The organism is Ochrobactrum sp. BTU2 (assembly GCF_024539785.1).
GTDB classification, from domain to species: domain Bacteria; phylum Pseudomonadota; class Alphaproteobacteria; order Rhizobiales; family Rhizobiaceae; genus Brucella; species Brucella anthropi.
Genome location: NZ_JAHWRG010000002.1, coordinates 282,726 through 296,661 on the forward strand (window position 1 = coordinate 282,726; position 13,936 = coordinate 296,661).

Here is a 13,936-nt window from a genome sequence, read left to right on the forward strand (position 1 = left end):
AACAGAGCATGAATGGAAGCTCGCAGCTGCGAGGAGTGACAGTTGTATGATTGAGAATAAAAAGAAGCCCAACCCAATTGACGTGCATGTCGGCAGCCGCATCCGTCTTCGCCGTAACATGCTGGGCCTCAGTCAGGAAAAACTTGGCGAAAGCCTTGGAATTACGTTTCAGCAGATCCAGAAATACGAGAAAGGCACCAACCGCGTCGGTGCAAGCCGCCTTCAGGCGATCTCGGCAATTCTCAATGTCCCGGTTTCCTTCTTTTTTGAAGACGCACCAGGTTCCTCGAACCAGGCCGGTTTTGCGGAAGACAATGAAGCAACCTATGTGGTCGATTTCCTGAATTCCAACGAAGGTGTTCAGCTGACCCGCGCCTTCACGAAAATTTCAGATCCGAAAGTGCGCCGCAAGATCATCGATCTCGTGAAGTCGCTCGCTGCGGACGCTGACTGATTTCATATCTCGAAAAGTGCAGCAGACGCGGGACATAGACATGTCCCGCCGGTTTTTGCGATTTACAGTGCCTGAACAGGCAGAAAATGCCATCCGGAATGAATTTTCCCGCTGATGCGCTGTCGCAACAAGAATATGCATTGACGGTTTAATCCCAACTTCGCTAACACATTACCGTGCCCGGAACGCTGAAAGCCTGTTCCGGGCGCTACTGTGTTTCCATGGCGGAGATATTCTCCGTTGGATTTTCAAGAGGGGTTACCCGTGTCGCGCAGTTCTTATCTCTTCACCAGCGAATCTGTGTCCGAAGGACATCCGGACAAGGTTTGCGACCGCATCTCCGATGAAATCGTGGACATGATCTATAAGGAAGCGCGTCGCACCGGCGTTGATCCCTGGTCTGTCCGTGTTGCCTGCGAAACGCTTGCCACCACCAATCGGGTGGTCATTGCCGGCGAAGTGCGCGTGCCGGATACGTTCCTGAAGAAGAATAAGGACGGCACTGTCGCCCATGATGCTGCAGGACATCCGCTGATTAATCCTTCGCGTTTCCGGTCGGCAGCCCGCAAGGCGATCCGGGAAATCGGTTACGAGCAGAACGGTTTCAACTGGAAGACGGTGAAGATCGACGTGCTTCTGCATCCGCAGTCCGCCGATATCGCGCAGGGCGTGGACAACGCCGCCGATCGTCAGGGCGAAGAAGGTGCAGGCGATCAGGGCATCATGTTCGGTTATGCTTGCCGCGAAACCCCGGACCTCATGCCGGCCCCGATCTATTATTCGCACAAGATTCTCGAAAAGCTCTCCGAAGCCCGTCACAAGGGTGAAGGCGATGCAGGCAAACTCGGCCCCGACGCCAAGAGCCAGGTCACCGTGCGTTACGAGAACGGCAAGGCCGCTGAGGTCACGCAGATCGTTCTATCCACACAGCATATGGATGCGAGCTGGGATTCGAAAAAGGTTCGGTCAGTTGTCGAGCCTTATATCCGTGATGCACTCGGCGAGCTTCCGATCGCAGCCACTTGCAACTGGTACATCAATCCGACCGGCAAGTTCGTCATCGGCGGACCGGACGGCGATGCTGGTCTGACTGGCCGCAAGATCATCGTGGATACCTATGGCGGCGCCGCTCCGCATGGCGGCGGCGCATTTTCGGGCAAGGACACGACCAAGGTGGATCGCTCCGCCGCCTATGCCGCGCGCTATCTCGCCAAGAATGTCGTTGCTGCAGGTCTTGCCGACCGCTGCACGATCCAGCTTTCCTATGCCATTGGTGTGGCACAGCCGCTTTCGGTTTATGTCGATCTGCATGGCACCGGCAAGGTGGCCGAATCTGCGGTCGAAGAAGCGCTTCGCGAGGTCATGGACCTGTCGCCGACCGGCATCCGCAAGCATCTCGACCTCAACAAGCCGATCTATGCCAAGACCTCGTCTTACGGTCATTTCGGCCGCAAACCGGGCCGTGACGGTTCTTTCTCCTGGGAGAAGACGGACCTGACCAAGGCTCTGAAGGCCGCGGTGGCGTAACTTTCCTGGCGGAAAGTTGCATCGCAAGCCGCTTGGCGTTATGTGTCCCGACGATTTTCGAGGAGCGCGGTCTTGGATCGCGCTCTTCTGTTATTGGAGCGCATCCCGAAAAGTGTGAAACGGTTTTCGGGCTAGATGCGCGTCAAAACAAATAAATAGAACACCGATATGATGCCGACGGATAAAATATGACCGAAGAATCTCATCCTCTGCGCGGTGCCGGAAATTTCTTCGGCCGTCGCCACGGCAAGCCTTTGCGAAGCCACCAGAAGAACCTGTTCGAAGATCTTCTGCCCCGCCTCAAGATCAACGTCGAAAACCCGGCGCCACAGGATCTGCGCACGCTCTTTGAAGCGAAGGTCGATGCAGTGCGTCTGGAAATCGGTTTTGGCGGCGGTGAGCACCTGCACCATGAGACAGGCCGTTATCCGCAAACGGGTTTCATTGGCGTCGAGCCTTTCATCAACGGCATGGCCAAGATGCTGGCGGCATTGGATGGCGAACCGCGATCGAACCTGCGTCTCTACGACGAGGATGCAACAGCGGTTTTGGACTGGCTACCGGATGCTTCCTTGTCGGGTATCGATCTCTTCTATCCCGATCCATGGCACAAGCGTCGCCACTGGAAGCGCCGTTTCGTCAGCGATGCCAATCTCGACCGCTTCGCCCGTGTCCTGAAACCCGGCGCAAAATTCAGGTTTGCTTCCGACATTGAACATTATGTCAACTGGACGCTCCAGCATTGTCGCCGTCATCCTGCATTCGACTGGCAGGCAGAAGGCCCGTCCGACTGGAACCACGCCTATGAAGGCTGGCCTGGCACGCGCTATGAGGCAAAGGCTTTTCGCGAAGGACGCCGTGCAGCCTATCTGACCTTCATCCGTCGTTGAAGCTACCAGCAGCGAACGGAATGAATCGAACAGCAGAAGCGGTCTTGAAAAAATCCGCTTCCGCTGGTATATAAGTCTCAAATTCTTGGTCGTTTGAACAAGAGTGGGTCCACCCGGTCCCGCTCTTTTTTGTTACTTACGGCTAACTTGAAGAGGCTTTCCAGCCTTTTGAAAGGTTTTTAGGTTGACGGAACAGGTTCAGGCAAACGAAGCGGAAGTGCTCGCAACAGGCGCGGATGAGCGCATCATTCGCGAGACGGGTATCGATGCGAAAGTGGCTTCCATTATCGAGCCCGTCATCAATACGCTGGGCTTCCGGCTGGTGCGCGTGCGTCTCTCGGGACTGAACGGCCAGACCCTGCAGATCATGGCTGAACGCCCCGATGGCACGATGACCGTCGATGATTGCGAACTGGTCAGCCGTACAGTTGCGCCGGTTCTCGACGTGGAAGACCCGATCAACGGAAAATACCATCTGGAGATTTCGTCTCCCGGTATCGACCGCCCGTTGGTTCGCAAGTCGGACTTTGCCGATTGGGCCGGTCACATCGCAAAGGTGGAAACCTCCGTCGTGCACGAAGGCCGCAAGAAATTCCGCGGCCGCATCGTCCTGGGGGATGCGGAATCGGTCGTGATCGAAAGCGACCAGATTTCCTACGGCAGCGAACCTGTCGTGCGCATTCCATTCGATCTGATTTCTGATGCACGCCTCGTGCTGACCGATGACCTGATCCGCGATGCGTTGCGCAAGGACAAGGCTCTGCGCGAAGGCCGCATTCCCGGTGACGACCTCGGTAGCGAAGAAGCGGGCGAGCAGTCCGATGAAACCGCATCGGGCGAAGCTGAAGATAAAGAATAAGTTTCTGGCGTCCGGCATCTAGAGGAGCCGGGTGCGACACCAAGGAGAGTCCAATGGCAGTCAGTGCTAACAGGCTGGAGCTTCTGCAGATCGCCGATGCGGTCGCACGCGAGAAGTCGATCGACCGCGAGATCGTTCTTGCGGCCATGGCCGATGCGATCCAGAAGGCGGCGCGTTCGCGTTACGGCCAGGAAAGCAACATCCGCGCGGACATTAACGCGAAGTCCGGCGAGATCAAGCTGCAGCGCCTGCTCGAAGTCGTCGAGCATGTCGAGGATTATGCGACGCAGATTTCGCTCTTCACCGCACGCGATCGTAACCCGGACGCACAGGTCGGCGACTTCATCGCCGATCAGCTGCCGCCGATGGATTTCGGCCGTATTGCTGCCCAGTCGGCAAAGCAGGTCATCGTGCAGAAAGTGCGCGAAGCCGAGCGTGACCGCCAGTATGACGAATACAAGGATCGCGTTGGTGAGATCGTCAACGGCACCGTCAAGCGCGTCGAATATGGCAATGTGATTGTCGATCTCGGTCGTGGCGAAGCCATCGTGCGCCGCGATGAGCTGATCCCGCGTGAAGCTTTCCGTTATGGTGACCGCATCCGCGCCTATGTCTACGACGTGCGCCGCGAACAGCGCGGCCCGCAGATTTTCCTGTCGCGTACCCATCCGTCCTTCATGGCGAAGCTCTTCACCATGGAAGTGCCGGAAATCTATGACGGCATCATCGAAATCAAGTCGGTTGCCCGCGATCCGGGTTCCCGCGCCAAGATTGCCGTCGTGTCACGTGATGCGTCCATCGATCCGGTCGGCGCCTGCGTCGGTATGCGTGGCTCCCGCGTTCAGGCCGTTGTGGGCGAACTGCAGGGTGAAAAGATCGACATCATTCCGTGGTCGCCGGACGCTGCTTCCTTCATCGTCAACGCGCTTCAGCCAGCTGAAGTTGCCAAGGTTGTTCTCGATGAAGATGCTGAACGTATTGAAGTTGTCGTTCCGAATGACCAACTATCACTTGCAATCGGTCGTCGTGGTCAGAACGTGCGCCTTGCTTCCCAGCTCACTGGCTGGGACATTGACATCCTGACGGAAGACGAAGAATCCGAACGTCGCCAGAAGGAATTCACCGAGCGTTCGACGCTCTTCATGGATGCCCTCAACGTTGACGAGATGGTTGGTCAGGTTCTGGCCTCCGAAGGTTTCGCATCTGTTGAAGAACTGGCCTATGTCGAGCCGGGCGAAATCGCCTCCATCGATGGTTTCGATGAGGATACGGCTGGCGAAATCCAGGAACGTGCCCGCGAATATCTGGATCGCATCGAGAGCGAACAGGATGATCGCCGCAAGGAACTGGGCGTCGAAGACGAACTGCGCGAACTGCCGGGTATCACCACGGCAATGCTCGTGGCTGTCGGTGAAGACGGCGTCAAGACGATGGAAGACTTTGCCGGCTATGCCGTCGATGATCTGGTCGGCTGGCGTGAACGCAAGGACGGTGAAACCGTCGCTCATAGCGGTATCTTCTCTTCCTTCGATGTTTCGCGCGTCGATGCGGAACAGATGGTCCTGACTGCGCGTTTGAAGGCAGGATGGATCACGGAAGAAGAACTGGCATCGGCTCAGGAAGAAGAAGCCGAAGTCGGTGAAGAGGAAGCTGCTTCCTAAGAAGCGGCCGGAATAAAAAGAGCCGCATGGCTTCTTACGTCTGGTGTAATTCAGGCGTAAGCTATGCGGCTCTTGCAATTCATCCCTGAAAAATGGTCGTCATTCATTCGAATTGATTGGCCAGTTCAGGTTTCGGACATGTTCCGGGTTGTGGTGGGGCTTATGCTCTGGTACAGCGCCCGCGTTACGTCCGACGTGCGGGCAGACCGCAATATGGCAAGACTGGAGTTCGCGTGGAGCAGGATATGAATGACAGAACCTGTATCGTCACGCGCGAAAGCGGTTCTGCCGATGATCTGATCCGTTTCGTGGCCGGTCCCGACGGTTCCGTGGTGCCGGACTTGAAAAGAACTCTGCCGGGCAGGGGGTGCTGGGTCAAGGCCGAGCGCCGTCTGGTGGATGAAGCGGTCAAGCGCAAGCTTTTTGCGCGGGCGCTGAAGGAAGGTGTAACGCCGCAGGCGGATCTTGGCGCGCTGGTGGACCAGTTGCTGACGAAATCTGCCCTTGGCAGCCTCGCGCTGGCTCGCAAGGCCGGGGCTGTGGTATCTGGCTCGACCAAGGTGGATCAGGCGATCCGCACCGGGACAGCCGCCATGGTGTTGCACGCAAAGGAAGCCGCCGCCGATGGCGTACGCAAGCTCGATCAGGCTCGCCGTGCCGTGGTGCATCTGGATGGTCCGGAAATCCCTTCTTTCACTCTTTTTACGGGGGAAGAAATGGATTTGGCATTTGGGGGCGGAAATGTGATACATGCAGCCGTACTTGAAGGAAAGGCGGCGGCCGGGTTCGTAAAGCGGGCGCTTATGTTGCATCGCTATCGCGGTGAAAGCGCATCGGACCTGGATTAGAGCGCAACTCTGGAGGGGCCTGGCAGACCCCGGATCGGATTGTGCGTTGAGGCGGATGACTGGAGTTTTATCCAACATGACCCGGTCACGTTGGATAAAGCTCGAGTAGAGCGGCCGGAGCCGCGAAGGAAACGGAAACGTAATGAGCGATAAAACGAACGACGACAAGACGCTGAGCGTTAATACGAAGAAGACGCTGACCATGAAGCGGCCGGGCGTCGAGCAGAGCACCGTGCGCCAGAATTTCAGCCACGGCCGCACGAAGGCTGTCGTCGTTGAAACGAAAAAGCGCAAATTCTCGCGGCCTGACGAGAAGCCGGAAGTCGAGGCAGCGGCGCCGAAGCCAGCAGCTCCGGCACCTGCTGCTCCCGCGCCTGCGGCATCTACTCCTGCACCGGCACAAGCCGCGCAGCCGGCACAAGCCGCGCCGGTAGTGCGTGCGCCAGCACCAGCCGCCCCGGCACCGAAGCCAGCAGCCCCTGCTGCTCCGGTAACGAAGCCGCATGTCGCACAACAGCGCCCGGCACAGCAGCGTCCCGGCGGCCAGCAGGCACAGCGTCCGCGCCCGTCCGACCGCTCCGGCATGGTGTTGAACACGCTGTCGCGCTCCGAAATGGATGCACGTCGCCGTGCGCTCGAAGAAGCGCAGGTCCGTGAAGTTGAGGAACGCGCACGCGCTGTCGAGGAGGCCAAGCGTCGCGCCGAGGAAGATGCCCGCCGCGCCAAGGAACGTGAAGAATCTGCCCGTCGTCAGGCGGAAGAGGAAGCTCGCCTCAAGGCCGAGGCCGATGCCCGCCGCAAGGCCGAGGAAGAGGCTGCCAAGCGTATGCCGCAGCCGGAAGCCCGTACCGAGCGTCGCGACGATGCGCGCCCGGCACCGCAGGGCAATCGCCCGCAGCAGGCCGGTCGTCCTCAGGGCAATCGTCCGCCGCAAGGTGGCCGTCCGCAGCAGGGTGGTCCGCGCCCGGCTGCGCCAAGCCTTGCCGACGCTGCCCCGATCCCGGGCAAGCCGCTTCCGCAGAGCCAGCTTCGCAAGACTGTTGCATCTGATGATGACGACCGTCGTGGCGGTGGCCTGACTGCTGCCCGTCGCGGTGCTCCGGCCAAGCCGGAAGTTCGCGCGCCAAAAGTAGTCAAGACCGAAGATGATCGCCGTCGTGGCAAGCTGACCATCTCCAGCAATCTTGAGGATGAAGGTCGTTCGCGTTCGCTTTCGGCGATGCGTCGTCGTCAGGAAAAGTTCAAGCGTTCGCAGATGCAGGAAACACGCGAAAAAATTTCGCGTGAAGTGACCATTCCTGAAACCATTACGCTTCAGGAACTTGCACAGCGCATGACCGAACGTTCGGTCGATATCATCAAGTACCTGATGAAGCAGGGCCAGATGATGAAGCCGGGCGACGTGATTGATGCCGATATGGCGCAGCTCATTGCTGAAGAATTCGGCCATACCGTCAAGCGCGTTGCGGAATCGGACGTTGAAGAAGGCATCTTCGGTGTTGCCGACAACGAGGCTGCGCTGGTTTCCCGTCCTCCGGTCGTGACCATTATGGGTCACGTCGATCACGGCAAGACCTCGCTGCTTGATGCGATCCGTCACGCCAATGTTGTTTCGGGCGAAGCCGGTGGCATCACCCAGCATATCGGTGCTTATCAGGTCGAGCAGAACGGCCAGAAGATCACCTTCATCGATACGCCGGGCCACGCTGCCTTTACTGCAATGCGTGCCCGTGGTGCGCAGGCGACCGACATTGCCATCCTCGTGGTGGCTGCCGATGACAGCGTGATGCCGCAGACGATTGAATCGATCAATCATGCCAAGGCGGCAGGTGTTCCGATCATCGTGGCGATCAACAAGATCGACAAGCCGGCTGCCGATCCGCAGAAGGTTCGCACTGCTCTGTTGCAGCATGACGTCTTTGTGGAATCGATGGGCGGTGAAGTTCTCGACGTCGAAGTGTCGGCCAAGAACAAGCTCAACCTCGACAAACTGCTTGAAGCAATTCTGTTGCAGGCTGAAATTCTTGATCTCAAGGCTGATCCATCGCGTACGGCTGAAGGCGTTGTCGTCGAAGCCCAGCTCGATCGTGGCCGTGGTTCGGTTGCAACCGTTCTGGTTCAGACGGGTACGCTGCATCCGGGTGACATCCTCGTCGCCGGTAGCGAATGGGGCCGCGTGCGCGCACTGGTCAACGACCGTGGCGAGCATGTGAAGGAAGCCGGTCCTGCGATGCCAGTGGAAGTCCTCGGCCTTCAGGGCACGCCGCAGGCCGGTGACCGCTTTGCCGTGGTTGCCAACGAAGCCAAGGCACGCGAAATTGCCGAGTACCGTCAGCGTCTGGCACGCGACAAGGCTGTAGCCCGCCAGTCCGGCGCGCGCGGCTCGCTTGAGCAGATGATGAACCAGCTCCAGGTGTCGGGCACGAAGGAATTCCCACTCGTCATCAAGGGCGACGTGCAGGGTTCTATCGAAGCCATCACCAATGCACTGGACAAGCTCGGCACCGACGAAGTGCGTGCACGTATCGTGCATTCGGGCGCCGGTGGTATCACGGAAAGCGACGTGTCGCTGGCCGAAGCCTCCAACGCTGCGATCATCGGCTTCAACGTCCGCGCCAACAAGCAGGCACGTGACGCAGCCGATCAGCAGGGCATCGAAATCCGCTACTACAACATCATCTATGATTTGATTGATGACGTTAAGGCAGCGATGTCGGGTCTCCTGTCGCCGGAACGCCGCGAAACCTTCCTCGGCAATGCCGAGATTCTCGAAGTCTTCAACATCACCAAGGTCGGCAAGGTTGCCGGTTGCCGTGTCACCGAAGGCAAGGTCGAGCGTGGTGCAGGCGTCCGCCTCATCCGCGACAACGTGGTTATCCACGAAGGCAAGCTCAAGACGCTCAAGCGCTTCAAGGACGAAGTGTCGGAAGTTCCGGCCGGTCAGGAATGCGGTATGGCGTTCGAGAACTACGACGACATTCGCGCAGGCGACGTTATCGAAGCCTTCCGCGTCGAACACGTTTCGCGCACGCTTTAAGTACTATCCCGCCGGGCTGCCGAGAGGTGGCCCGGCTTTTCATTATCCGGTCCAGAGGGTCTGACTCCCAGCTGGATTGTGGTAAGTTGCGTATTATTACGCCTGCCAATTTGTAGTCATGTTGTCGGACAGTCCTTCGCGGCTGGATGCCGATTGGCGGCTGTTTATCGAGGATATAGCCATGGCACGTTCTCCAGATCCAAAAGGCTCAGGTGGCCTTTCCCAGCGCCAGCTTCGCGTGGGCGAGCAGGTGCGTCACGCATTGGCGCAGGTGCTTCAGCGCGGCGAAATTCGCGACGATCTTATCGCCCATACCGTGATTTCCGTCTCGGAAGTGCGTATGTCGCCCGATCTCAAGATTGCGACCTGTTTCATCACTCCGCTTGGTAACGCCGACACGCAAGCGGTTATCAAGGCGCTGGCTGCAAACGCAAAGTTCATTCGTGGTCGCATGGCGCCAAGCCTCAGCCAGATGAAATACATGCCGGAATTCCGCTTCCGGGCCGATACGAGCTTTGACAATTTTTCCAAGATCGATGCGCTGCTCCGCTCGCCGGAAGTCGCCCGCGATCTTGGGCATGACGATGAAGAAGACCGGGAGGCAGACAAGGCTTCCCGCAATGGAGACGAATAAAGCATGGCAAGACGGGGCAAGAAAAAAGGTCGTCCGATATCCGGCTGGGTTATTTTCGATAAGCCGAAAGGGATGGGATCGACCGAGGCGGTCTCGAAGATCAAGTGGCTGTTCAACGCCGAAAAAGCCGGTCATGCCGGTACACTTGATCCGCTTGCTTCCGGCATGTTGCCCATAGCGTTGGGTGAGGCCACCAAAACCGTGCCTTATGTCATGGATGGAACCAAGATCTACCGTTTCACGGTAAGCTGGGGCGAGGAACGCTCAACGGACGATCTGGAAGGTGTTGCCACCAAGACCTCGGATAATCGCCCGTCGCGCGCCGATGTCGAGGCATTGCTGCCGAACTACACCGGTGTCATTTCGCAGGTTCCACCGCAGTTTTCCGCCATCAAGATCGATGGCGAGCGCGCTTACGATCTTGCCCGCGAAGGCGAGACGGTCGAGATACCTTCCCGTGAAGTCGAGATTGACCGTCTGGAGATTGTTGGTATTCCGGATGCTGATCGCACCGAGTTTGAGGTCGAATGCTCCAAGGGCACCTATGTGCGCTCTCTCGCACGCGATATGGGCCGGGATCTCGGTTGCTACGGACACATTTCAGAGCTGCGCCGCATCGAAGTTGCGCCGTTCACGGAAGAAGACGCTGTAACACTGGCAGAACTTGAACAGGCTTGGCCGCCGCTTCCGCCCAAGGATGAGGATGGCAATGTCGTAGAGCCCACTCCGCGTCGCGACTTTTCGGCGATTGATGCATTGGTCATCGATACGGGAGCTGCTCTCGACTGTCTGCCGCAGGTGCCGCTTACCGACGATCAGGCGCAACGCGTGCGTCTTGGCAATCCGGTGATCCTGCGCGGACGTGATGCGCCTCTGGAAGCAGACGAAGCGTGTGTCACGACACGCGGAAAACTGCTCGCCATCGGTTACATCGAGCACGGACAGTTCAAACCGAAGCGCGTTTTCACAACGGGCTGACGTTTCGTCAGAAGACCGCGATAAGGCGGCAAATTGAATTGAGACTGGCGTTCCCGCCAATTTTGCACTATATGCCCCTTCATCGATCATGCGTAAAAGCATGTCAGATCGTGTAAATGGCCCGTGCTGGACGACATCCCGGCCCGGGCGTCTGGTTTTCCTCTCATCTAGAAAGGGTGTTACGATGTCGATTACTGCTGAGCGCAAGCAAGCACTTATCAAGGAATACGCCACCAAGGAAGGCGACACCGGTTCTCCTGAAGTACAGGTTGCCGTTCTTTCCGAGCGTATCGCCAACCTCACCGAACACTTCAAGGGCCACAAGAATGACAATCATTCGCGTCGCGGCCTCCTGAAGCTGGTTTCGCAGCGTCGTCGCCTTCTTGACTACGTCAAGGGCATCGACCAGGCACGTTACCAGGCGCTGATCGGCCGTCTCGGCCTGCGCCGCTAACGGTAAAATCGGGCGACGTCTCAAAACGTCGCCCATTTGATTTATTCGGCATTTTGTCGTGCGGATAGCCGCTTACAGATAAAATGCGACACTTGAACATGTCTCCCAAAAGTGGGAACCGGTTTTGGGACAAAGACATGTGTAAAACCAAACAGATAGAGCGGAAGCGCGAACATATGTGAGCGCATCCGTTCTATCGGGCGAATGCCCGCTGGCATGAAACGACGCACCGGGTGCATTCCGTCATGCCGATGAAGAGCCAAAAGGCTCATGACCTGGACCAGTCATGGGGCAGGATTGCAGGCAGTTCGTGTCAGAGGATATTCGGGAGCGAATGTTCTGACACATAACGAACTTCCCGTTGTCTTGCCCGTGGCCCGTCCGCCAACCGAGGCGATGCCTTCAGGCGCTTTTGCGCGGCATCACCACATGAGGACAAGATATGTTCAATACCCATAAAGTAGAAATCGAATGGGGCGGCCGTCCGCTCACACTCGAAACCGGCAAGATCGCCCGTCAGGCCGACGGTGCAGTTCTCGCAACCTATGGCGAAACCGTCGTTCTGGCGACTGTCGTTTCTGCCAAGGAGCCGAAGCCGGGTCAGGATTTCTTCCCGCTGACGGTCAATTATCAGGAAAAGACCTACGCTGCCGGCAAGATCCCTGGTGGCTACTTCAAGCGTGAAGGTCGCCCGAGCGAAAACGAAACCCTCGTTTCGCGTCTGATCGACCGTCCGATCCGTCCGCTCTTCGTTGAAGGCTACAAGAACGACACGCAGGTTGTCCTGACTGTTGTTCAGCACGACCTCGAAAACAACCCCGACGTTCTGTCGATGGTTGCAGCTTCCGCAGCGCTGACCATTTCCGGCGTTCCTTTCATGGGGCCGATCGGTGGTGCGCGCGTTGGTTACATCAACGGCGAATACGTCCTGAACCCGAATATCGACGAAATGCCGGAATCGAAGCTCGATCTGGTTGTTGCCGGTACCGCCGATGCTGTACTGATGGTTGAATCGGAAGCGCAGGAGCTTTCTGAAGAAGTCATGCTGGGCGCCGTCGTTTTCGGCCAGAAGGGCTTCCAGCCGGTCATCGACGCGATCATCAAGCTTGCTGAAGTTGCTGCCAAGGAACCGCGCGACTTCCAGCCGGAAGATCTTTCGGACCTCGAAGCCAAGATGCTGGCCGTTGTCGAAAGCGACCTGCGCGATGCATACAAGATCACCGAAAAGCAGGCTCGTTACGTTGCTGTTGACGCTGCAAAGGCCAAGGCGAAGGCTCACTTCTTCCCGGAAGGCGTGGAAGAGCCGGAATTCTCGGCTGAAAAATTTGCGACCGTCTTCAAGCATCTGCAGGCCAAGATCGTTCGCTGGAATATTCTCGACACCGGCAGCCGCATTGATGGCCGTGATCTGAAGACCGTTCGTGCAATCGTTTCGGAAGTTGGCCTTCTGCCGCGCACCCACGGTTCGGCGCTGTTCACCCGCGGCGAAACACAGGCGATCGTTGTTGCCACGCTGGGCACCGGCGAAGACGAGCAGATGATCGATGCCCTGACCGGCACGTACAAAGAATCCTTCATGCTGCATTACAACTTCCCGCCATATTCGGTCGGTGAAACCGGTCGTATGGGTTCGCCGGGCCGTCGTGAAGTTGGTCATGGCAAGCTCGCATGGCGCGCTATCCATCCGATGTTGCCTGCTGCCGACCAGTTCCCGTACACGATCCGTTCGGTTTCCGAGATCACCGAATCCAACGGTTCTTCCTCGATGGCGACCGTTTGCGGCACCTCGCTTGCTCTGATGGACGCAGGCGTTCCGCTTGCACGTCCGGTTGCCGGTATCGCCATGGGCCTGATCAAGGAAGGCGAACGCTTCGCCGTTCTCTCCGACATCCTTGGCGATGAAGATCACCTCGGCGACATGGACTTCAAGGTTGCCGGTACTGACAACGGCATCACCGCACTTCAGATGGACATCAAGATCGACGGTATCACCGAAGAGATCATGAAGGTCGCTCTGGAGCAGGCCAAGGGCGGTCGCGTTCACATCCTCGGCGAAATGGCGAAGGCTCTGTCCACGTCGCGTGAAGAACTCGGCGAATTCGCTCCGCGCATCGAAGTGATGAACATCCCGACGGACAAGATTCGTGATGTTATCGGTTCGGGCGGCAAGGTCATCCGCGAAATCGTGGAAAAGACCGGCGCCAAGATCAACATCGAAGACGACGGCACGGTGAAGATCGCTTCGTCGAACGGCAAGGAAATCGAAGCCGCCAAGAAGTGGATTCACTCGATTGTTGCCGAACCGGAAGTTGGCGAAATCTACGAAGGTACGGTCGTGAAGACTGCTGACTTCGGCGCTTTCGTAAACTTCTTTGGTCCACGAGACGGTCTGGTTCACATTTCGCAGCTGGCTTCCGACCGCGTTGCCAAGACTACCGATGTGGTCAAGGAAGGCCAGAAGGTCTGGGTCAAGCTCATGGGCTTTGACGAACGTGGCAAGGTTCGCCTGTCGATGAAGGTTGTCGATCAGGAAACCGGCAAGGAAGTTGTTGCTGAAAAGAAGGCAGAAGCCGACGCTGAATAAGCGTTTCTGC

The 13,936-nt window shown here is 57.8% G+C and carries 11 protein-coding genes; all 11 read left to right on the plus strand.

Annotation, left to right across the window (positions count from 1 at the left end; translation table 11 throughout):
- Positions 1 to 46 precede the first annotated feature (46 nt).
- The 11 genes from KWJ32_RS06050 (at position 47) to pnp (ending at position 13,926) form a co-directional block, all read left to right on the plus strand.
- The gene (locus KWJ32_RS06050; RefSeq protein WP_010657769.1) at positions 47 to 454 is read left to right on the plus strand and encodes a helix-turn-helix domain-containing protein; all 408 of its coding nucleotides are present in this window, start codon (positions 47 to 49) and stop codon (positions 452 to 454) included.
- A 264-nt stretch (positions 455 to 718) separates the two neighbouring features.
- Entirely contained in the window at positions 719 to 1,981 is a 1,263-nt protein-coding gene (gene metK / locus KWJ32_RS06055; protein ID WP_012090996.1) for a methionine adenosyltransferase, read from the plus strand.
- 188 nt (positions 1,982 to 2,169) lie between these two features.
- The gene (locus KWJ32_RS06060; protein WP_012090995.1) at positions 2,170 to 2,871 is read left to right on the plus strand and encodes a tRNA (guanine(46)-N(7))-methyltransferase TrmB; all 702 of its coding nucleotides are present in this window, start codon (positions 2,170 to 2,172) and stop codon (positions 2,869 to 2,871) included.
- A gap of 184 nt (positions 2,872 to 3,055) precedes the next feature.
- Positions 3,056 to 3,730: a ribosome maturation factor RimP gene (gene rimP / locus KWJ32_RS06065; RefSeq protein WP_151609665.1), complete on the plus strand. Its 675-nt coding sequence runs from the start codon at positions 3,056 to 3,058 to the stop codon at positions 3,728 to 3,730.
- A gap of 53 nt (positions 3,731 to 3,783) precedes the next feature.
- Positions 3,784 to 5,391, plus strand: a complete 1,608-nt coding sequence (nusA, locus tag KWJ32_RS06070) for a transcription termination factor NusA (RefSeq protein ID WP_012090993.1) — start codon at positions 3,784 to 3,786, stop codon at positions 5,389 to 5,391.
- Positions 5,392 to 5,624: 233 nt separating this feature from the next.
- A complete protein-coding gene (locus tag KWJ32_RS06075; protein ID WP_255446968.1) occupies positions 5,625 to 6,239 on the plus strand; it encodes an RNA-binding protein in 615 nt (204 codons plus the stop codon).
- Between the two features lie 142 nt (positions 6,240 to 6,381).
- Positions 6,382 to 9,276 carry a translation initiation factor IF-2 gene (infB, locus tag KWJ32_RS06080; RefSeq protein ID WP_010657776.1) on the plus strand — a complete coding sequence of 965 codons (2,895 nt, stop codon included), beginning with the start codon at positions 6,382 to 6,384 and terminating at the stop codon, positions 9,274 to 9,276.
- 181 nt (positions 9,277 to 9,457) lie between these two features.
- On the plus strand, positions 9,458 to 9,910 hold the full coding sequence (gene rbfA / locus KWJ32_RS06085) for a 30S ribosome-binding factor RbfA (protein WP_010657777.1): 453 nt from the start codon (positions 9,458 to 9,460) through the stop codon (positions 9,908 to 9,910).
- A gap of 3 nt (positions 9,911 to 9,913) precedes the next feature.
- Entirely contained in the window at positions 9,914 to 10,888 is a 975-nt protein-coding gene (truB, locus tag KWJ32_RS06090; protein WP_012090990.1) for a tRNA pseudouridine(55) synthase TruB, read from the plus strand.
- Between the two features lie 184 nt (positions 10,889 to 11,072).
- Positions 11,073 to 11,342 (plus strand): 30S ribosomal protein S15, encoded by a 270-nt coding sequence (gene rpsO, locus KWJ32_RS06095; protein ID WP_010657779.1) that lies wholly within the window; start codon positions 11,073 to 11,075, stop codon positions 11,340 to 11,342.
- A gap of 442 nt (positions 11,343 to 11,784) precedes the next feature.
- Complete coding sequence (pnp, locus tag KWJ32_RS06100; RefSeq protein ID WP_125300457.1) at positions 11,785 to 13,926, plus strand: polyribonucleotide nucleotidyltransferase; 2,142 nt, start codon at positions 11,785 to 11,787, stop codon at positions 13,924 to 13,926.
- Positions 13,927 to 13,936: the final 10 nt, after the last annotated feature.

Coding starts and splice junctions, on each gene's coding strand:
- KWJ32_RS06050 (WP_010657769.1), top strand. CDS start 47: ATGATTGAGAATAAAAAGAAGCCCAACCCAATTGACGTGCATGTCGGC.
- KWJ32_RS06060 (WP_012090995.1), top strand. CDS start 2,170: ATGACCGAAGAATCTCATCCTCTGCGCGGTGCCGGAAATTTCTTCGGC.
- nusA (WP_012090993.1), top strand. CDS start 3,784: ATGGCAGTCAGTGCTAACAGGCTGGAGCTTCTGCAGATCGCCGATGCG.
- infB (WP_010657776.1), top strand. CDS start 6,382: ATGAGCGATAAAACGAACGACGACAAGACGCTGAGCGTTAATACGAAG.
- rbfA (WP_010657777.1), top strand. CDS start 9,458: ATGGCACGTTCTCCAGATCCAAAAGGCTCAGGTGGCCTTTCCCAGCGC.
- truB (WP_012090990.1), top strand. CDS start 9,914: ATGGCAAGACGGGGCAAGAAAAAAGGTCGTCCGATATCCGGCTGGGTT.
- rpsO (WP_010657779.1), top strand. CDS start 11,073: ATGTCGATTACTGCTGAGCGCAAGCAAGCACTTATCAAGGAATACGCC.
- pnp (WP_125300457.1), top strand. CDS start 11,785: ATGTTCAATACCCATAAAGTAGAAATCGAATGGGGCGGCCGTCCGCTC.